The sequence below is a fragment of the Propionispora sp. 2/2-37 genome (assembly GCF_001298735.1).
Taxonomy (GTDB): domain Bacteria; phylum Bacillota; class Negativicutes; order Propionisporales; family Propionisporaceae; genus Propionispora.
In genome coordinates, this window is sequence record NZ_CYSP01000011.1 from 20,155 (window position 1) to 42,990 (window position 22,836).

Annotated in this window: 20 protein-coding genes; 2 read left to right on the forward strand and 18 right to left on the reverse strand. The window is 48.6% G+C overall.

Features of this window, described 5'->3' with window-relative positions:
* Positions 1-31: 31 nt before the first annotated feature.
* The 18 genes from hpt to P22_RS12680 form a co-directional block, all read right to left on the reverse strand.
* Positions 32-571 (reverse strand): hypoxanthine phosphoribosyltransferase, encoded by a 540-nt coding sequence (gene hpt / locus P22_RS12595; protein WP_054260740.1) that lies wholly within the window; start codon positions 569-571, stop codon positions 32-34.
* Positions 564-1,988 carry a tRNA lysidine(34) synthetase TilS gene (gene tilS, locus P22_RS12600; RefSeq protein WP_054260605.1) on the reverse strand — a complete coding sequence of 475 codons (1,425 nt, stop codon included), beginning with the start codon at positions 1,986-1,988 and terminating at the stop codon, positions 564-566. The genes hpt and tilS overlap by 8 nt, the downstream gene beginning before the upstream one ends.
* Positions 1,972-2,433 carry a threonine/serine exporter family protein gene (locus P22_RS12605; protein ID WP_235814641.1) on the reverse strand — a complete coding sequence of 154 codons (462 nt, stop codon included), beginning with the start codon at positions 2,431-2,433 and terminating at the stop codon, positions 1,972-1,974. The genes tilS and P22_RS12605 overlap by 17 nt, the downstream gene beginning before the upstream one ends.
* A gap of 20 nt (positions 2,434-2,453) precedes the next feature.
* Positions 2,454-3,212 carry a threonine/serine exporter family protein gene (locus tag P22_RS12610; protein ID WP_235814642.1) on the reverse strand — a complete coding sequence of 253 codons (759 nt, stop codon included), beginning with the start codon at positions 3,210-3,212 and terminating at the stop codon, positions 2,454-2,456.
* A 180-nt stretch (positions 3,213-3,392) separates the two neighbouring features.
* Positions 3,393-5,825: a stage II sporulation protein E gene (gene spoIIE / locus P22_RS12615; RefSeq protein WP_054260606.1), complete on the reverse strand. Its 2,433-nt coding sequence runs from the start codon at positions 5,823-5,825 to the stop codon at positions 3,393-3,395.
* A gap of 272 nt (positions 5,826-6,097) precedes the next feature.
* Positions 6,098-6,547, reverse strand: a complete 450-nt coding sequence (locus tag P22_RS12620; protein WP_054260607.1) for a S1 domain-containing RNA-binding protein — start codon at positions 6,545-6,547, stop codon at positions 6,098-6,100.
* 108 nt (positions 6,548-6,655) lie between these two features.
* Positions 6,656-6,946, reverse strand: a complete 291-nt coding sequence (locus P22_RS12625) for an FtsB family cell division protein (RefSeq protein WP_054260608.1) — start codon at positions 6,944-6,946, stop codon at positions 6,656-6,658.
* Between the two features lie 91 nt (positions 6,947-7,037).
* On the reverse strand, positions 7,038-7,532 hold the full coding sequence (yabQ, locus tag P22_RS12630; protein ID WP_054260609.1) for a spore cortex biosynthesis protein YabQ: 495 nt from the start codon (positions 7,530-7,532) through the stop codon (positions 7,038-7,040).
* A 199-nt stretch (positions 7,533-7,731) separates the two neighbouring features.
* Positions 7,732-8,466, reverse strand: coding sequence for a lytic transglycosylase domain-containing protein (locus tag P22_RS12635; protein ID WP_054260610.1), 735 nt, complete (start codon positions 8,464-8,466; stop codon positions 7,732-7,734).
* A gap of 31 nt (positions 8,467-8,497) precedes the next feature.
* Positions 8,498-8,779: a sporulation protein YabP gene (gene yabP / locus P22_RS12640; RefSeq protein WP_054260611.1), complete on the reverse strand. Its 282-nt coding sequence runs from the start codon at positions 8,777-8,779 to the stop codon at positions 8,498-8,500.
* Between the two features lie 125 nt (positions 8,780-8,904).
* Positions 8,905-9,879 carry a SpoIID/LytB domain-containing protein gene (locus P22_RS12645; protein WP_054260612.1) on the reverse strand — a complete coding sequence of 325 codons (975 nt, stop codon included), beginning with the start codon at positions 9,877-9,879 and terminating at the stop codon, positions 8,905-8,907.
* A gap of 256 nt (positions 9,880-10,135) precedes the next feature.
* Positions 10,136-12,190: a methyl-accepting chemotaxis protein gene (locus tag P22_RS12650; RefSeq protein ID WP_054260613.1), complete on the reverse strand. Its 2,055-nt coding sequence runs from the start codon at positions 12,188-12,190 to the stop codon at positions 10,136-10,138.
* A 188-nt stretch (positions 12,191-12,378) separates the two neighbouring features.
* A complete protein-coding gene (gene pstA / locus P22_RS12655) occupies positions 12,379-13,257 on the reverse strand; it encodes a phosphate ABC transporter permease PstA (RefSeq protein ID WP_054260614.1) in 879 nt (292 codons plus the stop codon).
* 1 nt (position 13,258) lies between these two features.
* Positions 13,259-14,167 (reverse strand): phosphate ABC transporter permease subunit PstC, encoded by a 909-nt coding sequence (gene pstC / locus P22_RS12660; RefSeq protein ID WP_054260615.1) that lies wholly within the window; start codon positions 14,165-14,167, stop codon positions 13,259-13,261.
* Positions 14,168-14,316: 149 nt separating this feature from the next.
* A complete protein-coding gene (locus tag P22_RS12665; protein WP_054260616.1) occupies positions 14,317-15,189 on the reverse strand; it encodes a phosphate ABC transporter substrate-binding protein in 873 nt (290 codons plus the stop codon).
* A gap of 163 nt (positions 15,190-15,352) precedes the next feature.
* A complete protein-coding gene (locus P22_RS12670) occupies positions 15,353-17,221 on the reverse strand; it encodes a GGDEF domain-containing protein (RefSeq protein WP_235814643.1) in 1,869 nt (622 codons plus the stop codon).
* 49 nt (positions 17,222-17,270) lie between these two features.
* On the reverse strand, positions 17,271-17,999 hold the full coding sequence (locus P22_RS12675) for a zinc dependent phospholipase C family protein (protein ID WP_054260617.1): 729 nt from the start codon (positions 17,997-17,999) through the stop codon (positions 17,271-17,273).
* Between the two features lie 24 nt (positions 18,000-18,023).
* Complete coding sequence (locus P22_RS12680) at positions 18,024-19,178, reverse strand: MGDG synthase family glycosyltransferase (RefSeq protein WP_054260618.1); 1,155 nt, start codon at positions 19,176-19,178, stop codon at positions 18,024-18,026.
* Positions 19,179-19,394: 216 nt separating this feature from the next.
* On the opposite strand from P22_RS12680, the gene P22_RS12685 reads away from it, so the two are divergent.
* Positions 19,395-21,197 carry a sensor histidine kinase gene (locus P22_RS12685; RefSeq protein ID WP_054260619.1) on the forward strand — a complete coding sequence of 601 codons (1,803 nt, stop codon included), beginning with the start codon at positions 19,395-19,397 and terminating at the stop codon, positions 21,195-21,197.
* A gap of 150 nt (positions 21,198-21,347) precedes the next feature.
* Complete coding sequence (locus P22_RS12690) at positions 21,348-22,733, forward strand: PhoH family protein (protein ID WP_054260620.1); 1,386 nt, start codon at positions 21,348-21,350, stop codon at positions 22,731-22,733.
* The last annotated feature ends 103 nt before the right edge of the window (positions 22,734-22,836 follow it).

The window sequence follows — 22,836 nt, forward strand, 5'->3', positions numbered from 1 at the left end:
CAATTTGCAAAAACGTTTGTTTGTAAAAAAATCAACGTTGATATACCTCTGGTTTTAGCACTCCGATAAAAGGAAGATTGCGATATTTTTCCGCATAATCCAGTCCATAACCAATAACAAAATCATCCGGTATGGTAAAACCATTATAATCAATATGGACATCCACCTTACGGCGCTCCGGTTTGTTGAGCAACGTACACATACGGATGCTGGCCGGTTTGCGGGATTTGATATTATCCAGCAAATAATTCAGCGTCAGTCCGGAATCAATGATATCTTCCACAACCAAAACATGCTTTCCTTCCACTGACTCATCCAAATCTTTTAAGATGCGTACCACACCACTGGAAGCAGTTCCCATTCCATAACTGGAAACAGCCATAAAGTCGATTGCCACCGGAACTTTAATAGACCGCGCCAGATCAGCCATAAAAATGACGGCCCCGCGCAACACCCCGATCATCAAAATTTCTTTACCGGCATAATCTTCGGTGATCTGCCGGCCCATTTCACCAATGCGCTCCCTGAGTTTTTCTGTGCTGATTAATATTCTTTCTACATCATCAACCATTGTCTGTGCCATCTTTTTCCTCCCGTCTCTCCACTGTCAGCTGTAAAAATTTTTGCGTATGATGTGTTACTCTAGCGCGTTCAGCCTGACGAAAACCACAAACCCAAAGTATCCCCTCCGCATCGCAAACAATAGGTATCCGGCTGCGCTTCTCGCGCGCAACTTTTGCATCAATAAAGAAATCCTTAATTTTTTTGCTGCCATTCTTCATCCCTGCAGGAGTAAAACGGTCTCCGGGAAGTCGCGTTCTGATCATCAGCGGCGGGGTGATTTGATCGGCATCCAGCACCACTGATTCCAAATTTTTGTCTGTAACAGTAGCTTTTATAAAACGTGCGTGAACTATACAACCTAATTCAGCTACTACGGTTACTCCCGGTACTTCCAGGAGAATTTCCGGCACATTGTCCCAGACACAACTTGACTGTTTGCACGGTTTCGCTCCTATTTCCAGTCCGGCATAGGTTTTACGAACCAATAATCCGCCCGGCAGCAAGCATTCGCTGCCCACCCGGCCATATAACATCATCTCTATCATTTTTTCCACATGATAGAAGCTTATTCCTCTTAGATGGCCCTGTTTTTTTTCGACAACCATGCGAAATAATTCCCGCTGCAGGGCAACATGCTGCCTAACAAAGGCAGGTTTATCCAAAAGCAGGCTATCCGGACTTTCCCCCTGTTTTACTACCTGTTGCCAAACCCCCTGTGCCGCCAGGCGGATATAAGCATGTTCATCGCCGATAATGGCCGCTGTGCGGCACAAGGAAGCCTTGATGGCCGGATTATACCGCTCTTCCAGATAGGGAAAAAGTTCCAGTCTGATGGAATTACGCAGATAATCCGTCTGTAAATTGGTGCTGTCCAGACGGGGCGAGAGTCCTTGCCGGCGGCAGTAGTCCTCCACCTCTTCACGGGTTACACCGAGAAGAGGCCGGATCACGCCTTCCGAATAAGGCTGCATGCCCTTCAATCCATCAGCGCCGGCTCCACGCAAAAGATGCAGCAACACTGTTTCGGCCTGATCATCAAGATGATGCCCTGTGGCAATTTTCGCCCCGCCCGCTTCGGCAGCTACCTGACGCAGGTAACGGTAACGCAGCATTCTGGCCGCATCTTCCGTCGAGCGGCCGCTGCCCTCTACAAAAGCCGGCACATCAATTTTGGTCCGGAAACAGCTAAGACCGCGCTGCCGGCAAAATTCCGCCACAAAATCCGAATCGGCTGCCGCTTCCTGTCCTCTAATCATATGATCGACATGAGCAACGATTAACCTTATAGCATAGCTTGAACGCAATTCGCACAAGATATGCACCAATGCCAGGGAATCCGCTCCACCCGAACAGGCTGCCACCACAATATCATCTGCCGCCAGCAAATGATAGCGGTCAATAAACAATTTAACCTTTTTGATCATGTTTCATGCTACTTCCTATTTTATAATTCGTTATCAACCGATATGCCATAGAACTGGAAAATATGCCAAAAGCAATGGCTCCCCCGGTCAGCAGGGTGCGCATGCCCATCGATATTCCCGCGACATATTGCCCTTTAACCATATACAGCATGGTGGTATAAGCCTCCCCGCCCGGCACCAGGGGGAAAAATCCGGGTATGATAAAAATCGTTGCCGGTTTTTTTAAAAGCCGGGCTAGCATTTCGGCACCACCGCCAATTACGATACTGCCCAGAAAATTAGCCAGTATCATATTGGCCCCAAAAGCACCCGCCGTATGCATAACACCCCAGGCAGCCACACCGACAACACCGACATAGCACAGCAGGCTACGCGGAATACGGTATAGTATTCCCACCGAAAAGGACATTAGAAATACGGCAATCAGTTTAAAAACAATCAGCATGACTAACCTCCCGACTCCCGCTACATAACGGTTGCTAATACGATAAAGGCACCCATAGCAACGGCTACGGCAGTAAGTAAAGCTTCCATGCCCCGCGACAGCCCGCTGACTAAATCGCCCACCATAAAATCCCGTAAGGCATTGGTAATAGCCATACCCGGCACCAGCGGCATGATACCGCCGATAATAATAACATCCCGTAACAACCATGGCCAGACATAATAGAATGCCGTTCCCATGGCCGCCACCACCATGCCCCCCAAAAACTCGTAGGCAACCGTTGTGCCATGCAGTCTGGAGACGATATGAGCCAAATAACGTATTGTCCCGGCAGCTGCAAATGCACCCAGCACTTCAAATATACCGCCGTTCTGCATAACTGCAGTCGTAGCCCCGATGGCACCGGAGGCTGCAAGTGATCCCATAAGAGCAAAGCCCGTTCTTTCTTTGGCAATCCGTTCCAAAATAGCTCTGGCATTCTGATAATCCATCCGCCGCTCTACCAGCCGGCGGGAAAGCTCATTGACCTTCGCTATGCGGTCCAGATTAATCGTCCGGTCACGTACCCGCCGGATCATGGTTAATGATTGCCCGGCTTCATCACTTACCGTTAAAAATACGCCGGTAGGGATGACAAAGCTCTCCACCCTCGCCGCACCACAAGCACGGGCCACATGCTCCATAGTTTCCTCCACCCGCCTGGTTTCGCCTCCGTTCTTCAGCATAATTTCTCCGGCCGACACCGCCAGTAGGGCAATACTTTCCAACTGCGACTTCAAGACTTCCGCTCCCACCTTTCCTACCTGTTATCATTTCGCCTGCTGCTTTAAATATCCTGCCATAAACCGAATATTGGATATTATAGCCTTTACCGGCCTTTATTAATCAAAAAGAACTCACAGGAAAGGGATGCTGATTCCTCTCAGCATCCCTTAACAACGACCATGTAATGCAAGGCATTATACAGTCTTTTCCGCCAGCCGCACAGCCAACACCGTCATATCATCCTTAATCTGCCCGCCGGACAACCGCCGGCTTTCAGCTAAAATTCTCTGCGCGATTTCTTGCGGGTTATTACTGGCCATCCGCCGTAAAAAGTTAGCCAGCCAGCTTTCCTTCCCCGGTTGAGAAGGCTGGACGTCAAACACCCCGTCACTGACCATTACAATAATATCTCCTGCTACCAACTGTGCCTTCACCGGTTCGATTTCAATCTGCTGCAAAATACCAATTGGCAAGGAAGCCGTCCTGATCATACCTACTTCATGTACGCGTTTTACAAAACTGGGTGATGCGCCAATTTTGAGAAATTCCACTTCTCCGTTGCACGTATCCACAATGGCCATATCCATTGTCGCAAAAGTCTCCTGCGGCTCTTGCAGAAGCAACATGGCATTTGCTGTTTTTACAGCTGCATCCACCGCAAAGCCCGCTTTCAACAACCTTTCCATAACCTGTACCGCCGTACCGCTTTCGCTGGCGGCAGCATAACCAATCCCCATACCGTCACTAAGCAGTACCAGTATTTTCCCCTGCGGCAGCTTAGTTACCCTGCAAGTATCACCGCAAACCCCCCTGGCCTCTTTAGCCGCGCTGGCCATACCTGACTGAACCTCAAACCGCCTGGCGGATTGAATGACAATACGGCAGTTTTGCCGGCGCCTGATATTGCCGCACTGTGTATGCAAACTCATTTGTTCCTGTGTCAGATTGGCGGCAAGCGGCAAGAGGCACTCACGACATTCATGCTGTCCATGGCAAGGTTGTTTTTCGATCCGGATTACCAGATTTTCTTCTTCACCGATAACACCAATTCCGGAAAGAGCGATTCCCTGCCCTTCAGCATGGGCGGAAAGGGTTTCTGCCAGCCTTTCGGCCCGGTTGGTCTCTTGGTTTATCTCCTGCGCCAAATTGCCGACAATACCGGCAAGTGCTCTCATATGGTCAGCAACCAGACGCCGCTGATCACCTGTTTTCTGCTGCCAATAGCCATGATGCGCCAGGACAGCATTCATCATGTCGGTCAATGGCTGTTTGCGGCTGCAGTTGTCCCGTAAAGGCTGCGGCAGAGCATCCGGTCTTATGGGGCCGTCCGCTGCCAGCCATACATCCATCAGCGCCTGATAAGTTCGATAAAAATCTGTTTTCCAGCAGATTTCCCTTCTTGTACAATGAAAACAAACTTGTTCGCCGACTGTCGTCAGAACTTTGGCGGCTTCTTCCTCCGTCAGCCCCTCCATGCGGGGGGTATTCTGTTGTTGCAGGCTTGCGGCCAAATCAGTAAACATGGCGGCAACATCATTTAATTTGGCAGTCGCCGCAGCAATCCGCAGTGAAGCCGAAAGACCGTGCACGTTTTTAAACAGACGTCCCGGCCATATGCCCAGCCATTGTACCGGCAAAAGAAAAAACAGCCCGGCCGCCAGGGAGGACTCACTGACCACTTTTATGAGCTCACCGGCTTGTCCAAAAAATAAAACCGTCAATACAGCGCCAAATTCAAACCCCAAAATAACGGCAAATTTACCAAATTTATGAAACATTCCGGCCAGCGCTCCTGCCAGGGCGTAATAACCGATACTTAAGTCCACCCCCGCCAGCAGAGCCGAAGCTAAACCAACAACAACACCGCCGGCAGCTCCCGGGCCGACGCCTCCGGCCAGTGCCAAGGCCATCACAAACAGGCTGCTGGCTATGTTTTGCAGGTTAAAATCAAACAGCACGATCCGTTCCAAACCGCCTATCGCCACAGCAACCAATAAAACAACACACATAAAGTTTTCATTGGACACCTGCTGAGCCCCGGAAGTTTTTGCCGATGCCAGCACCGGAAGCGCATACATGAATGCATAAGCCAGCAACATGGCCATAGCGGCATTAAGCGTAACCTCCAGGATATGATATAAAACAAACTGCTCGGAAGAAAGCAGAGCCAAGACTAATCCGCCCGTCAATATGGTGGCAAAGAGCAGCATAGGAACGGCCAACAGCTTTTTATGCAGCAAAGTAAGGCGCTTTGCCAGTCGCATATATACCAATACCGAAAAGACCGAAAGTAATGCTTCGCTATAATACCCGCCCGAAAGGGTTCCGGCGACTACCCAAAAACCGGTGGGCACCGCCTGTCGTGGCAGGAACTGGGCCACCGCGGCAAAATAGGCCAGGCCGAAAGGCGATATTTCACCCAGAATCGTGACTCTGGACAATAGAAAGGCCAGCGTATTAATCAGTATATATTGAGGCGTTATCACAGCAAGAATCTGCCTGGCGATTTTCTGTACAACCACTTTGGCTGCCAGCTTCCTGACGACCGGCATCTGTCGGATTTCTTCTACACATTCCACCGTACCCGGTGTTTTTTCCGGCAACGAAGCCACTGTTGCTTTTAACATAAAATCATCCACCTCTGTTATCCGTCCAGAAAAAGGACTATATCGTACTAACATTTTACATAAAACAGAAATGAATGTTTGTCTGAACAAGTCAGCCCCACCATAAAATATTCCGACATATCCTAAAGCAAAAGTACAAATACAAACACAGCTTACGCCGTTACTCTTCCCGCCGGGGACATAAGCCCGCGGCAAATTGTCGATATAACCGGAGAAAGGCCCGTTTTTCGCGACAAAAAAAGAACCTTCCCAACGGGGGAAGGCCCTGCTGATTATTCAGCCCTACGGGCAGCACCACGGCCGCCGCGTTTTGATTCTGTGTTGCGTTTCAAATCTCCCAGACGTTCATCACTATCTTTTAAAAACTTACTGAGCTTATCCTCAAAAGATAATGTGTTAAACTTGTTGGGACGCCGATTGTCATTGGCAGGACGCCGATTGTCATTGGCGTGCATATGTTTGGGACCTGCAACCGGATTGGGATTAGGCACCTGCAGCTGCTTGATGGATAACCCGATTTTGCCGCGTTCATCAACCGACAGTACTTTTACCTTAACCTTATCCTGTTCCTTAAGAAAATCTTTTACATCACGGACATACACATCAGCAACTTCAGAAATATGAATAAGACCAACTTTTCCTCCAGGCAGTTCAACAAACGCACCGAAATTTGTAATTCCGGTTACAACGCCCTCTACCACACTGCCAATTTCAATGGACATACTAACAATTATCCTCCTTAAAAACTCGTTTTGCAACCATATTATACTCTTGACCATGAAAAGGTGTCAAGAAATACTGCCACAATTTAAAAAATCCTTAATAAACGGCTACTGCTCCTCCTTGGCCGGGACATAAGGCACTTCTCCGGGCTTCACCAACCCCAGTTCTTCGCGGGCAATTTTTTCGACATAAGCCCGGTCATGCAGACGGCTGCGCTCTTCGTTAAGCTTGATGTTTAGCTGTTTGGCTTCCTCCAACTGGGTCTGGGCTTTTTCAGCCTCCTGATTGATCATATTCAACTGGGCCTGTTGTCCAAAAGATAAATAGGCAAAATACGCTATCAGTCCTACCATCACCAGACGGAACCAGTTGATCCGGTATTTGCGCCGCTGCTTCATAACTCTGCACCACCATCGTCCATAGTATCTGTACGTAAAATGAATTCGCCGGTCATATCGACATTCCTTCTTTTAGGCCGTAATTCCCTGCCTATTGCGGTGGTATTTCTTTGCCGTCCGGCGGTTTGTGATTGTTCCAGTTTTTCTTTAGGCTGTTTTTGATATTCCTCACCTTTCTGCCAACAAAGCCAAAAGGAAAGTACACCACTCTGGCTACCAGCCGCAGCGGCTTTATCAGCAGAAAAACCAAAACCAGTTTACCGTATCTTCCGGCAGCGGCCAGCATTCGCGTAGCCTGAATCAATAGACGGATTACGGCGGAGCTGAATAACCGGTAATAGCAAAATACCCCTGTAATGAGGCCGATAAATACGTAAAACCTGAGTTCACCCCAGTTGCTGAGCATTAACACCAAAAAAACAAGACCCGTGGCCAACAGCCAATACAAAATATCAGCAATTGCCGTGGCAACCTTCTTCAGCCTCAGCAAGGCACGCATGACACGATAGCAATCAAATACAATTCCCAAAGCCATTCCTGTTGCCAGCATAATGCCAAAGATCGCAGCCTGTCCGCTTAGTTCCATCCTGTCACCTTCTTTAGAGCCGTCCTGTTGATACAGTGCCGGTAAGTGTCCGCCTTAAAACGTTAAGTACCATGGCGAAGAGATTTTCGTAAAACGCGGCGGAACAATGAGGCATACCGACGTATGCCGGTCGACGACAGCGCAGTTTACCAAAAATATGTATCCCACAGTACTTACATGGGTTTAGGGTATGCTATAGTTAGTACCAATGCCAGGAACGGTATTCTTTGACTAAACGCCAGAGCGCGCAGGCCACCAAACTCAAGGTGACCGCCATCATTCCGCGAATATAATGATAGACAGAATCCAGTTCACGCATCCCCATTTCATACAGCAAGCTGTCGGCTTTATGTATGTCAAACCAGTACAGGATAATTCTCTGAACGTAACTTTGCGTTTCCGTAAATGGCGGTATTCCCTGATACTTTTCCACTGCAGCAGGGCCGGCATTATAAGCTGCCAGGGCCCAAACCGCGTTTTGGTTATATCTTTCTAATAAGCGGCCGAGATAAACCGTCCCAATATGGATATTCATGCCGGCGTCTTCATAGCATGCCGTTGTACATTTACCGTTATGGTGAAATTTACAGGCCTGAATCTCTTTATTTATCACCTGCCAGGTGTCCGGCATGATTTGCATCAAGCCTCTGGCTCCGGCCGGCGACACCGCTTTGGGCTGAAAAGAGCTTTCCGCATAAATTACGGCTGCAACCAGTTCCGGACTGATTCCGGCCTGTTCCGACCAATAATTGATCAGCTCAGCATAAGGAATCTCTTCAACCTGACGCTTCTCATTGTTAACTCCGGCATTAAATTGTCTCCAGGCAAGGCTGCGGCAACCGAAACTAAACACCTGAAGCATCCCATAGACAACCAGTTCCACCACCAACAGTCCCACACCAACACGCCAAATGGTAAGCCACTTACGGCGCAACGGTATTCCTCCCTGCCTCTCAGCAATACTTTTATTTCAAAAACCGGTCCAGCAGCCCCTTTTTCTGATGTACGGCATCATCATAGCTGATTCCCTTGACCATTCCTTCCACAACAAGACTTCCCTGTTCCAGATTAAGCTGCTTTATATTCAGTTGCTCACCCCTGACAACCAACATTCCCTGTTCTGTCTCCATGATGATTTCAGTTTCATCATAACTGCCCAAACTGACGACTCCCTCTATAGATAACTCTTCTCTTTCCACCAGATGCAACTGATGCTGCCATTTCGGCGTTCTGTTATCAACCGGCATTGCCTTTCCCTCCCAGTTTATCAATAAACTTATTGATGTATATGCCTGTTGACGGACAAATAGTACCAAACTCTCCATAAAATATAAACGGCAAATAGCCATGACAGCTATTTGCCGTTTATATTTTACTCCCAGCGCTTCTCAATCGTGATATTCTTAAAGTAATAATTAACGATATCCTCCGGTTTCTTTCCTTCTTTGGCCATCCGATACGCTCCCCACTGGGACATCCCGACACCATGACCATACCCTTTACCGGTAAAAAGGACCGAATCCCCGGTAATATCCACCTTATCCAGCAACATGGATTTAAGCTTGGTGCTATCCAGACCGACTCTAAGCTCAGGCCCTGAAATTTCCGTGTTTCCATTCACCAGAAAACTCAATACCCGTCCGGAGGGACCTTTTTTCTGTATTTCTATCCGGTCAATGGCCTCCACGGATTTTCCTTTAGCACGCATAGCCTCCATAACTTCCTGTTTTGTAAATTCCGCCGTCCAGTTCTTTACATCGTCAGGTGCCAGATCATCCGGTGACTGAACACTTTGGATATACGGCGGTTCATCCTCCTTAAACTCCAGCCCTTCCTTGGCTGTAGCGGTAATACCGCCGGCACTGGCATGAAACCAGGCACGAATGGGACGATTCTGATAGGTTAAAATCATACCGCGGGTCATGTCCACGGCTTTCCGGACATTATCGTTGACATCCCCGGCACTGTAAGCTTGAAATTCCTTGATATCGGTGGAAGCCTGCGTTCCCCGCGCCGGTACGCCACCTTCTTCTTCAATTTTCTGGAGAGTAAAGGTCCGGGCCAGAATCGCCTGAGCCGCCAGCGCTTCCAGCGGCCAGTCGTTTTTCATTTCCCCGGCCACAACTCCGGCGATATACTCTTCCATCCTCATTGATTTTTTTTCTCCGGTTTCATGCATATATACGGAAATATCAGGTTCGCTGCCGGCTTGCTGCTGTTTAGGTGCAGGCGGTTTGTTCTCCGGCTTTTGCTGCGGCCCTTTAAACCAGTTGCACCCGCCTATGGCCATGATTACGGCCATAACCCCTGCCATCATGAGTACATATCTTCGGTTTTTGTTCTGCATCCTGTTTCCTCCTTCAGCAATAACTGCTATTAGTATGGCAGGAATGCAGAAAATTTATCATAAACTTGCATGTATTTAACCAAACGGTTCCTATTCTAGCCTAGCAACATGCGTCATTTAAAACATTATATTAGATTGCAGGATTTTTCCCTTGTAAGTGGGGAAGAACGAGGCGGACCGGACGTATGCCGATTGCGGCAACACGGGGTTACGGAAAATATCGTCAGTATCACAGAATTAGGATTGCTGGCGACTTTCACGATACTTTAAATGTTTGTACCATACTTTCCAACCGCAGTGCCAAAACTTTCAGTTGTCCGAGAGAATGTGTAATATCGTGCACCGATGCCGTCTGTTCTTCCGATATAGCGGATATTTCCTGAACTCCGCTGCTGTTGGCGGCCGCTACATCGTGAATTCGCTCCACCGCTGACATGGCTTGGTCACAAAGAAGTAATTGGTTGGCCGTTTTTTTCGTAATCGTTGCCGATTGGAGCTGCGCCTGGCGAATTCCTTCCACTATGTTTTCAAAGGCTTCCCCGCTGTGCTGGGCAATTTTCACACCTTTATCAACGTAGTTCAGGCTTTGCTGCATGGCTGCCGTGGCTCCTTCCGCCTCCTCATGGATTCTGCCGATGATGTCGGAAATATTTCCGGTCGACTTGGTTGACTGCTCTGCCAGTTTGCGCACCTCGTCAGCCACCACGGCAAAGCCGCGGCCGGCCTCACCGGCCCGTGCCGCTTCAATCGCCGCATTTAACGCCAGCAAATTAGTCTGATCCGCGATCTCTTTAATGACGCGGGTAATCTGGCCAATCTCCCGCGTACTGGCAACTAGAACGTCAACAGTACCGGCCGTTTTGTCCACCAGCGCTTTTATATTATGGATGGTATCGACCGTCTCTTCAATAACCGACTGCCCTTCCATCGCTGCTGACGAACAAATATCTGTCGAATGTGCCAGCTGCTCCATATTATCGGTAACTTCTTTCGTAATATCGACCAACTCCTGCAGCAGCAATTTGGTGGTTTGTGTATCCCGGCTTTGCTCGGTCATTTTCCCGGCTATGTCGCTTATCGAGGCGGCTACCTGCGTACTGGCCGTTTTGGAATTTTCCGATAACGCCGCCACCTGACCCGATGAATCCAGAACCATGGCGGAAGATTCTTTAACTGACAGGACAATTTGCCGTAAGTTATCCGCCATACCGTTAAAAGCACCCGCCACATAACCCAGTTCATCTTTACGGCCGGTATCCAGACGGGAGGCCAAATCCCCCCGGGCCACGTTTTGTACCCCCCGTACCAGCCCTTTAAGCGGCGCCAAGGTTTTGCGGATGGCAAAAAAGCCGGACACAATACACAGCAGCGTTAATAATGCGGCCACCAGAATGCTGTTGCTGACCATGTCGTCAGCCGCCTGCAGGGCCAGCCGCTTGGGATAGGCCGAAATAACCAGCCATGGCGTATCGGCAATAGGCCTGTAAGATACAAGATATTCCTGTCCCCGCATAATGCCCACCGTATCTCCGGTCTGTTCCGTAACCGCCTTTTGATAAAAATCATCCTCCAGGACCTTACGTTCTGTAACGGCGGTTGTATCGTTCTGATAAAATAGCGGTATCCGGTTGCTGTCCACAATGATGACGGCATAACCCGGATTTTGTGCTAAAATGCCCTCCACCATGGTCTGCAGGGTAGTAAGTGAGATGAAAGCTCCCAGAACGCCCTGAATACGATTGTTTGTATCATAAATGGGCGTGGTTTGGATGATATTCAGCTGATCACCGGCTGTACGCACCGGCTCGGAAAACTGGGTTTGCCCGTTCATTGCACTGCTAAAATAACTTTGACCGGTAATATTATCCAAATGCCGGTAATTACCGGAACCCATTTGTACGCCATCCTTCCTGGTCACAAACAACGGATCATTGCCACCATAATAAGCTTGCAGCTTACCCAGATACTGTTCTACCTCTGCCGGCTGCAGCGTACGAACTTCCTGATGGCCGCCGGCAACCATAATAAAATTCCGCTTATTCTGCAGATATCGCCCCAAGTCCCCGGCCACCCGCTCAGCCACTTTATTATTTTTATCCACAGCCGCTGCTGTCAGACTCTGCACTGTTTGTCCGGCGAAATACCAACTAATCACAAACATGGGGATCAGACAAGTAAGAATAATAAAACCTGTTGCCCTTGTTACCAAGGAATGGACAGTCCGCAACAAAGCCTCCCGGTGGAATGTTTTCGGCAAGCCTGTAATGCAGCGTAACAGTTTGTTTTTCCAAACCTCGAATCGATTGCCCATTATCCGCCTCCGCTTGGTTTATATATTTTGTTTACATAGTAGCATTTTTCTTTTTGTATATATATACCAAAAACACATATTTTACAGGATATTAACAGAAATTTAACAGGGTCACTAATAGAAACATAAAACCACAGGCAGAAGCGTCGGCGACACTTCTGCCTGTGGTTTTATGTTTCCTTGCCAGCTTAATGACGGCTGGCTCCCATCTTTCGCTGCAGTATTCTACCGGGGATGGTAAACATCAGGTTAAACGCCAAAATCGTGATAATCAACAGAGCGCCAATGCCGTTCGCAATGTCCATCCGGTCAGGGACCAGCCCAACCGCCATAACGTACCACATATGCACGGCCAGGGTTTCGCCGGCTGCCGTTACGTCAAAGTCGGGTACATGCCGTGATACGGTCGTACCGGCGGTAAAAATCAGGATGGCGGTTTCTCCCATGGCCCGCCCGGCAGTTAACGTAATGCCGGTGATGATACCCGGCAGCGCATTGGGCAGGACTACCCGCCAGATAGTCTGCCATTTTGTAGCCCCCAAAGCCAGGCTGGCTTCCCGATAGGCGTTGGGCACCGTACGGATGGACTCCTCCGTAACCCGTACCAATACCGGTAGATTTAACAGTGTTAGTGTCAACGCCCCGCCAATGATACTAAAGCCCGCGCCCAGCATATTGACAAAAATAATCATGCCAAACAAGCCCAAAACAATGGAGGGAACGGTGGCCAGACTTTCTGTGCTCAGGCGTATCATATCGGTTAACCGGTTGTTGGCCGCATACTCAGCCAGGTATATACCGGCTCCCACCGCTACCGGAATGGAAAATAAAAGCGAAAGCACCAAAATATAAAAGGAGTTAAAAAGCTGCGGTCCCACTCCGCCTCCGGGATTAATATCACTGGGCATGCCGCTGACAAAATTCCAGGACAGCACCGGTAGTCCCCGGTACAATATATATAACAAAAAAGCCACCAGAATACCCATAATGACAAACCCGGAAAACCACATGACGGCGGTCGCCAGATTATTCACTATGTGTGACCGTTTCAAATAAGCGGACGACATTTCATCCCACCCTTTCCCGTGCAATGCGCCGAATGACAAGAATCATGCCCAGTGAAAGCAATAGCAACACCAAGGCCATTAAAAACAGGGAATTGCCCCAGGCGGAACCAAAGGGGGTATTACCCATTTCTACAACAATCTCACTGGGTAAGGTCGAAGTCGGCATAAACAAAGATTTTGCCAGCTGCGGCGTATTACCGATCACCATTTGCACCGCCATGGTTTCCCCGACTGCCCTGGCCATGGCCAAAATGATCGAGGTCAAAATTCCCGGCAGTGCCGCCGGCACCAACACTTTCCAAATCGTTTGCCAGCGGGTGGCGCCCAATGCCAGCGACGCCTCCTCCAGGGTACGCGGCACTGCCCGTAAAGCATCTTCGGATATGCTGATAATGGTCGGCAAAATCATAACGGACAGGATGATGGCCGCAGCCAGTAAGCCAAATCCGGAGCTTACATGAAACTGTTCACGAATAAACGGCACAAGGATAGTCATTCCTACAAACCCGTACACTACCGAGGGAATGGCAACATATAAATCGGTCGCCGGCCGCATAACTTCCCGCAGTTTGGCCGGAGCAATTTTGGCCATAAACATGGCTCCCGCCAGCCCCAGCGGCGCTCCGAATAAGATCGCCAGGACAGTAACCAATATGGACCCGGCAATAAAACTGAACGCGCCGTAATGACCTTCCATCGGATCCCATCTGGTGGAAAAAAAGAATTCCAGCGGACCGACTTCTTTAAAAGTCAACAGACCTTGCTGCCCTACAAACAAGATAATTGATAAAATGATAACCGTCATCAGGCCGGCACTGGCAACAAATAAATAACGGACATACCGGTCACACATCAGTTTCCATTTATGACCCTTATCGATTGTATTCGTACAAGTCTCCGCCAACTCCATAACCTCACACCCTCTATTTTTAATCCCCCTACAAGTTCCATTATAAAACATCTGCGAAAAACATTTTGTTAACGCTTTGTTAAGTTTATGTTAAATCACAACAAGGGGCTGCGCCTCCAGGCACGGCCCCTTATATTCCATAGCCATATTTATTTTTTCATTTTGGTTACCGGAATAAATCCGTTTTTCTCCACATAGGTTTCCTGGAACTCCTTGCTCATAACATAATCAATGAATGCTTTGACTGCGCCGGTAGCTTCACCTTTGGTGTACATATGTTCATAAGCGAATACTTTGTATTTGCCGTCGATAACGGCTGCCGGGCTGTACTTCACACCATCAATAGCCAACGCTTTTACCGAACTGTCGGCATAAGCGGCGTCCACATAACCGATAGAGCCGGGAGTGCTGGCAATCGCCGAACGTACTGCACCGTTGGAATCCTGAATGACCGCATTGTCGGTGAAAGCGGCGCCTTTAAGAACAGCTTCGCTGATGGTGGCGCGGGACCCGGAGGATTTTGCCCGGTGAATCAGGGTAATTTTCTGATCCTTGCCGCCAACATCTTTCCAGTTGGTAACCTTACCGGTAAGAATATCTACATATTGCTGTATGGTAAGATTATCCACGCTTACGTCCTGATTGGCAATAAACACAAAAGGTGCTACGGCAACCTGGTGGTCAACAAGCCCCTTATCTTTATATTCGGCCGGAAGCGCTACATCGGAGTTGCCAATATTAACGGAACCTGCCGCAACCTGGTTCATTCCTGTGAAAGAGCCGCCACCGGCAATGTTAATAGTAACTTTGGCATGTTTCTTCTGAAACTCTTCCTGGGCCGGTTTCAAAAGCGGCAACAAAGCAGTTGAGCCAGAAGCCGTAACCGTGCCTTCTACTTCTACCGCAGCTTCTTTGTTAGCATCCGAACTGGTCTTAGAGCCTCCGCACCCTGCAACCAAACTCATCCCCAGTACCAGGCACAACGCAGTTGCCAACACTTTCGATTTTTGAATTACTTTCATCGAATTGAGACCTCCTAATTTTTTTGTTTAACACATTTAAATTGTAAAGCATTGTAAACACCCATGTGTTAAGTCCTTGTAAACTTTACGTTAATTTGGAAGCTAAATCTGGTAATCATACCTGCCAAAAAATACGTTGAAACTAAATTCAACGTGCTTGTATCTAACCGTTTCCAGGGCCAATGAAATAACAGCTTTTCCAGAGCAATTTACATTGTTTTTTGACGACTCCCGCCGCTTCGGCCAGTGCCGTGATGGTTTTAAAGCGGCCGCAAGTATTGCTGACAACAGCAATCGACAGGGTCATGAGCGGGAACCGTTCTTCCACCCCATGCCGATTTTTTGCCGTAATGTAGCCGGCAAGTTGATCGGCCTCGGTATAAAAATCCCGGATTCGGATGTCAAAGGTCTCAATAACTGCTTGGCATAACAAGGCAACATCAACTTTTTTCAGTACGGCAATAAAATCATCGCCGCCAATATGGCCGACAAAACGGTCCTCATCGTCCGGGCCGTCCAGTTGTTGTTTAAGAATTTGTGCCAGTATTGACAAAACTTTATCGCCGTTTTCAAAGCCGTACGTATCATTATAGGCTTTAAAATTATCAAGATCAAAATACAATACGAAAAAATCGCCTCCCCGTTCCAACTCCTGCCTGAGTTTTTGTTCAATCAGAATATTGCCGGGCAGTCCGCTGAGCGGATTGCAGTGTTTCGCCCGGTTCACCTCTAGTTGCGTCGTCTTCTCCAACAGGCATTTTACAGTAATAATGCCAAAATATTGACCATCTTTAGTGACCACAATATAATCATACAGATTTTTTTCCGGCCGGGAAACGGCCGATTTCGATACCTGCTCCAGGGGGGTATAATAATCGACAATTAACGGATTGCGGTCCATCAGCAGGCCGACCTGTCGGTTCATATAGACCGCCAGTCCGTATTTCGTGGCCAGTTGGCCGAAAAAGGTATTGCGCATTAACAGCCCTACCGGACATTGATCCTGTACAACGGTAATACCCATAAGATTATGATGCTGTTCAAAAAACTCCATGGCCTGACACCCCAGAGTATCATACTCAAAACAGGGATCACGCCTGGCAATTTCACCAATGGGAATGGTCAGCGGAGTGTGGAACGACTCCTGTTTCTTTTGTTCCTGTTTGGTTAAAATGCTGCTTTTGATGGCCGGCGAAATTTCCAGGAACTCAGGTGCCGGTTTCTGCAGATAATAACCCTGCCCATAGGGAATTCCAATGTCAATTAAGGTGTTTAATTCACTAATGGTTTCAATGCCCTCGGCAACGATCTTCATATTGGTGATTACGGCAAACTCTTGAAAAGCACGCATCAAGGCCTGTTTCAGCGTATCCCTGTCAATGTTGCGCACCAGGTCCATGTCGATTTTGATGAACTGCGGCCGGGTTTCCGCCAGCATTTTCAGGCCGGAATACCCTGATCCGGTATCGTCGATGGCAATCTTGTAACCCTGGCTGGTATAATTATCTAACACTTTGCGAAAACTTTTATAATCATCAATCGAGGTCTTTTCTGTAATTTCAAAGATAATGTTGGTGGCATCGATATGGTATTCGTCCAGTATTTCTTTGGTAACACCCTTTTCGAACCGGCCGTCATTCATAATTTTCGGGTCGACATTAATAAACAGCATCTTGGTTGGCGGCAGATATTTAGCCTTTTCCAGCGCTTTTGCCCGGCACAAAAAGTCCAGTTCCCATACTTTATTTGCTTTCTCGGCGGCCAGAAACAGAACATCAGGACGCTCCAGACTGGAATTCTGCGGGCCTCTGCTCAGGGCCTCATAACCAATAACCGTCGCATCGGTCAGGGATACGATCGGCTGAAAAACAGGCTTAATATTTTTATTATCTAAAATGCTGTCCAGTTCTTGTGCTATTTCCGGTGTCATCATAAATTTGTCTGCTGCGTCATCTACTGCACGTTTAGTTGAATTCAGTACGTCTTCCCACTTTAGTGCAAGCACGCTGCTCTCCTCCATTATCAACGCCATACGCTATGTAACCGCCTTATATATAAGTGCCGTAACCGTTGAACCACCCTCAGCCAGTGCTCCGTGGCAGGAAACTCCGGGCGCCGCTCGCTTCGAAAAATTTGTGCAGCAATCCGGCGGTGGAGGCCTGTGCCAGCGGTAATAAAATAGCCGTAGCCCGGTGATAAGAGTCTCCGGTTGCCGTCTCATTCACCCACTCCCATAAATCGGCAGCAATAAGCGCATTCTTCAGCAGTCCCAACTGGGGATTTTGAAGTTCTTCATACCGTCCGTTCATCGTTATGGCATAATCAGCATGGTGCTTTTCCGCCCACTGTTCATAGTCCTTATGGCCGCCAAACAGTTTGCTGCGGGCATGATGCGGCACACACAGATCCTGCAGCAGATGAGCTGCCGCTCCCAGAAAAAAAACCGCCCGGCCAGGATTTTGCTTATCCATCCACTGCAGCGCCTGCTGATAATAAATCCGGAATTCTTCCATCGCGCTCTTAAACTTCCATAGACCTTTGGCCGTCACCGGCTCAAAGTAATGACTGATATTTTTCCAGCCGCTGTCCGCCCAATATACGCCTGCATTCAATTGCTGCAAATAGCAGTTGAAAAAAGCGGCACAGCGTTCCAGCCCGTCCTCCGTCAAAATGGTGACTGCCTGACGATTGCAAAATTCATGGGTAACTCCCGGGGAATCCAGTATCCCCTGCAAGGGACTCACCACGGTCAGCAGCAGTTTTGCTCCTATTTCCACTGAAGTCTGAGGAAACGTACTTCCATTTAACAAATTCGTCCCTCCTCACAGAAATGATCAAAAACCGGCTACGATACCCCGCTGTTTATCAAAACGCCGGCTGATGATCCGGGCGATATTTTCCGCCGCCCGGGGCTGACCAAGCTTCCCGGCATTTTCCTGTACACCGGCCACCACCGGAGAGTTTGCCATCATCTCCATGAGCAAGCGGCACAACTCCACTTCATCCTTTACCCAGAAGGCAGCTCCTTTGGCATCCAGATAGGCTGCATTTTCCTTTTCCTGCCCGGGAATCGGTTCATATAACAGCATCGGCAGTTTCATCGTTAATGCCTCACTGATGGTCAGCGCTCCCGGTTTGGTAATCAAAACGTGGGCCGCCGCCATCAATTCCGGAACCCGGTTGGTGTAGCTAAGCACTCTGACCTCCTGCACAAAAGAAGCCGTCACAGCCTGGAGCTGCTGATACAGGCTGTGGTTTTTACCGGCCACTACCACCATCTGGAGGTTAACCGGAATGCTATTCAGGGCTTCCATGGCTTGCTGTAAGCCGCCCAACCCCATGCCGCCCCCCATAACCAGCACGGTAAACCGGTCCTCCGTCAAGCCCAGATCACGAAGGACTGCCATCCGGTCCACGCTGGCGGAAAACCGGGAATCAATCGGAATGCCGGTCACACATATTTTCCCGGCACTCACTCCTTGTTTTAATAAATCGTCCCGCATTTCCGGGGCGGCGACGAAATAACAGTCCACCTCGGAATACACCCATAACCGGTGGATGGCAAAATCGGTAATGACTCCTGCCAGCGGCGTATGAATGGTCCCTGTTTTTTTCAGGTAGGCGGCTGTCCCGCAGGGAAAGGGATGAGTGGCAATAATCCAGTCGGGCTGATAGCGTTTTATCAGCTTTTTCATACTGGCTTTCATCATCCTGGCCATCAAATTTCCCATCTCCGTCCCCTGCCGTCCGGTATGCGACCAGCGATATAGCAAATCATAAATATTGGGTGACAAACGGATCATTTTCAGGTATGTTTCTTTCATAAAGCTATTTAGATAAGAGCTGTCTCCATCCATAAAATCGACCACAGTAATCTGCGCCAGAGGATATCGGCTTTGCAGAGCGTCTGCCAAGGCGTTGGCTGCCCGGTCATGGCCCGAACCAATGGAAGCCGATATAATCAATATGTTTTTGATGCTTGCCGACATATCGTACTGCCCCTCCTTATTTTTCACATTACGCATTATTATGATTACAATCATAGCATACCATGCATGATTTGTACCACTTGTTAAGGCAATATTAATCCGTGTTAAATCCCTGTAAATTTAAAATTAATACTCTCTTACTGCCGAAATGATTGCACAGTGTCTTAATGCGCTATATAATGTTTGCTGACTATTACTTTTCCGGAGGTTTTTATTATGCTGAAGTGGAGTATCCGTTCCCGGCTGCTTATCTCATTCTTATTGTTAGGTATTGTCAGCATTTCTATGCTGGGAGGATACATACTCTGGTATTTTTACCGGCACAATCTGGAAAGCCTAACCTCTCACCTGTTGACCCAGGCTCAAATTACCGAACAGTTACTGCTGCACTATATGCATGATCCGGAAAGCAGGGCCGCCATTGATCCTCAGATTAAAGACCTGTCCAAAAAAAATGAACTGCGCTTAACCGTAATGGATGCCAACGGTACCATACTGGCCGATTCCTGGGAAGATCCGCAGGTTATGGAAAATCATCTGCAGCGGCCGGAAATTGCCGCCGCCATGGAAACCGGGCAGGGAACCGCCATCCGCTACAGTACCACCCTCGGACAAAATTTATTATATGCCGCCATTCCGATCCGTCAGGACGGGCAGTTGCTGGGAGTGGTGCGGACTGCCAGCACCCTGTCCTATGTGGAGGCCGGTTTCAGTCAGATCAGATCCGCCGTTTTAGCCGCCATATTACTCATCTCCCTGTTAACCGTCATCATCAGTCTGCGCCTTGCCCGTCATTACACCGCCCCTCTGGAAATGATTACCGACGCCGCGCTGGATATTGCCCATGGTAATTTAAAACGGCGCATCCATATCCGTACCGGTGACGAACTGGAATTCTTATCACAGACATTAAATAATTTGGCAGCTAATCTGGATGACAAAATCAACGAAGCCCAGGAGGAAACTCACAAACTTTCGCTGATTTTACAGCATATGGATAATGCGGTCATTCTGCTTGACCGTTACGGACGCGTAACGGCCGCCAATAAAATGGCCCGCGACCTGTTCACCATCACCAATACCATGATGGGACAACATAATCTGCATGTCATCGGCAACGGTTTATTAAGCCAAGCCATCCAGGAAACCATTCTGAACATGGAAAATAAGTCCATTGATTTAAAAACCAGTGTTGGCGGCAACAAACGTGTGTTCCAGGTGTTTGTAGCCCCTATCATGTCAGCGGAAAACGACATTACCGGCGTCCTGACCGTATTTCATGATATCACCGCCCTGCAGGAAATCCACGAACGTCAGGCCGAATTCGTTGCCAACGCCTCCCACGAACTGGCTACACCGCTTACCGCCATTAAGGGCTTTGCCGAAACACTGCTGGACGGTGCCCTCCAGGATCCCGCTCTCGGCACTAAATTTGTTACTATTATACACAACCAGGCGGAACGCATGCACCGTCTGGTCAAAGACTTGCTGCAGCTGGCTAAGCTGAATTCACAGGAATACCTGCAGCATATTACGATGTCGCCTACCAGCCTGCGTCCGCTGATTGAAGCGGTAATTCAAGAACTTTCCCCTCATGCGGCACACAAGCAGCAAACCATTCAGCTTGAGGGCGAAGAGGAATTGCTGGTCTCAGCCCACCCCGACTGGTTAAAACAGGCACTGGTCAACCTGCTCGACAACAGCATCAAATATACGCCCAAGTCCGGAAAGATCAGTGTATGCTACTGGAAGGAAGCGGACAGAGCTTTTATCCGGGTCAAAGACTCCGGACTGGGAATTCCTGCACAAGATCTGCCGCTTATTTTTGACCGTTTTTACCGGGTAGAACGGGCCCGAACCCGCAACAGCGGCGGGACCGGCCTGGGTTTAGCCATCGTCAAATTCATCGTCGAAATGCACGGCGGTCGGATTAGTGTCGAAAGTGCAGTGAACTCCGGCACTGCCTTTACCTTTTTTCTCCCTGTATCCATAGCCACAAGCGATAGGGAAATAGATTAGACAATATACAGGCAAAAAGCGAAACATTTTGTTAGTTTGTTTCGCTTTTTGCATTTTTACGCAATCTTAAAGAAATCGTAATTCATGGACAAAAGGTATCGCATATACTAATAGTAGGCAGGTCATTATTCTTAGGAAAGAGGGATTTTATTGAAGAAGTATTACGTCCTTGATACGAACGTATTGCTCCATTCACCCCAGTCACTATTTGCCTTTAACGAGCACATGGTAGTTATTCCCGAAGTTGTTCTGGAAGAATTAGACCGCTTTAAAACGGAGTCCAGTGACCGTGGCGCCAACAGCCGCGAAGTCAGCCGCATTATTGACCGTTTCCGGACACAGGGCAATTTGCTGGCCGGTGTCCCGTTAAATGAATCTGGCGGTATGCTGCGTGTGGAAACAAACCACCTGGAAACGGCCATGCCGCCGCACTGGGACCGCAGCAAAGGAGATAACCGGATTCTTCAGGTATGCAAGGGTTTTATGGAACATGGCCATCCCACTATTTTAGTCAGCCGCGACACCAATATGAGGGTCAAAGCCACCATCCTGGAAATACAGGCCGAGGATTACCGCAATGATCAGGTCGTGAGCATTGAACAGCAATATACCGGCCGCTTGACTGTATACACTTCCTCCGCGGTGATCAACCAATTTCATGATGATGATACCCATACCATAGCTCCGGATGCTGTACTGGTTTATAATAATGAAACTCACTCCTTAACCACTGCGGTTATGGAAATTAACCAGTTTCTCTTGATAAAATCAACCGATAATGACCGGCACACCGCTTTAGGCCGGTTTGACGGTAAAAAAATTGTCCACCTGCGTTATGCCCACCGGAATCCGTTTGGTATTACACCGCGAAATATTGGACAAATCTTCATGCAGGAATGCCTGATGATGAGTGCTGAAGAAGCACCACTGGTTATTCTCAAAGGACCGGCCGGTACTGCCAAAACTTTCTATTCGCTGGCAGTAGGCCTTTATAAGCAGATGGAGTGCCGGCCGCGTGAATACCATCATATTTTAATCTGTCGTCCCAACATTCCCATGGATGAGGATATCGGTTATTTGCCCGGGTCCGAAAAAGACAAGATTGATCCGTATATGCGGGCCGTGCGCGACAATATTTTCACATTAATGGCCGGTCACAATATGACGGAAGCCAAGGAAATCGCCCAGGCGGAGGATACCGTCCAGATGTTGTTTGACAAACGGACGGTTCAGGCGGAGGCCCTGGCTTACCAGCGTGGGCGGTCACTGCAAAAGTACTGGATGATTCTCGACGAAATGCAAAACTCCACACCCCGTCAGGCTAAAGGAGTTATCACCCGTCCCGGAGTAGGTACCAAAATTATCCTGCTGGGCGATCCCGAACAAATTGACCATCCCTTTCTGGACAGCCGCTCCAATGGCCTTTCCTATGCCAGTGAAAAAATGCGCGGCTCTCACCTGTGTTTTCAGGTCACCCTGCAGCACGATGAATGCGAACGCTCCCCGCTTGCCGCCGAAGCGGCGATACGCTTGTAATACTACAGTGTCTTCATCCAAATAAAGGGGTATCTCAAATGGTTTTTAACCTGTTTCGAGATACCCCCTTTATTATATACTCAGCTACAGCAGGCTGTTACCT

Coding starts and splice junctions, on each gene's coding strand:
- P22_RS12670 (WP_235814643.1), bottom strand. CDS start 17,221: ATGGCGTTGATAATGGAGGAGAGCAGCGTGCTTGCACTAAAGTGGGAA.
- P22_RS12625 (WP_054260608.1), bottom strand. CDS start 6,946: ATGAAGCAGCGGCGCAAATACCGGATCAACTGGTTCCGTCTGGTGATG.
- spoIIE (WP_054260606.1), bottom strand. CDS start 5,825: ATGTTAAAAGCAACAGTGGCTTCGTTGCCGGAAAAAACACCGGGTACG.
- tilS (WP_054260605.1), bottom strand. CDS start 1,988: ATGATCAAAAAGGTTAAATTGTTTATTGACCGCTATCATTTGCTGGCG.
- yabQ (WP_054260609.1), bottom strand. CDS start 7,532: ATGGAACTAAGCGGACAGGCTGCGATCTTTGGCATTATGCTGGCAACA.
- P22_RS12685 (WP_054260619.1), top strand. CDS start 19,395: ATGCTGAAGTGGAGTATCCGTTCCCGGCTGCTTATCTCATTCTTATTG.
- pstC (WP_054260615.1), bottom strand. CDS start 14,167: ATGGAGTTGGCGGAGACTTGTACGAATACAATCGATAAGGGTCATAAA.
- yabP (WP_054260611.1), bottom strand. CDS start 8,779: ATGCCGGTTGATAACAGAACGCCGAAATGGCAGCATCAGTTGCATCTG.
- P22_RS12645 (WP_054260612.1), bottom strand. CDS start 9,879: ATGCAGAACAAAAACCGAAGATATGTACTCATGATGGCAGGGGTTATG.
- P22_RS12650 (WP_054260613.1), bottom strand. CDS start 12,190: ATGGGCAATCGATTCGAGGTTTGGAAAAACAAACTGTTACGCTGCATT.
- P22_RS12605 (WP_235814641.1), bottom strand. CDS start 2,433: ATGCTGATTGTTTTTAAACTGATTGCCGTATTTCTAATGTCCTTTTCG.
- pstA (WP_054260614.1), bottom strand. CDS start 13,257: ATGTCGTCCGCTTATTTGAAACGGTCACACATAGTGAATAATCTGGCG.
- hpt (WP_054260740.1), bottom strand. CDS start 571: ATGGTTGATGATGTAGAAAGAATATTAATCAGCACAGAAAAACTCAGG.
- P22_RS12680 (WP_054260618.1), bottom strand. CDS start 19,178: ATGTCGGCAAGCATCAAAAACATATTGATTATATCGGCTTCCATTGGT.
- P22_RS12620 (WP_054260607.1), bottom strand. CDS start 6,547: ATGTCCATTGAAATTGGCAGTGTGGTAGAGGGCGTTGTAACCGGAATT.
- P22_RS12665 (WP_054260616.1), bottom strand. CDS start 15,189: ATGAAAGTAATTCAAAAATCGAAAGTGTTGGCAACTGCGTTGTGCCTG.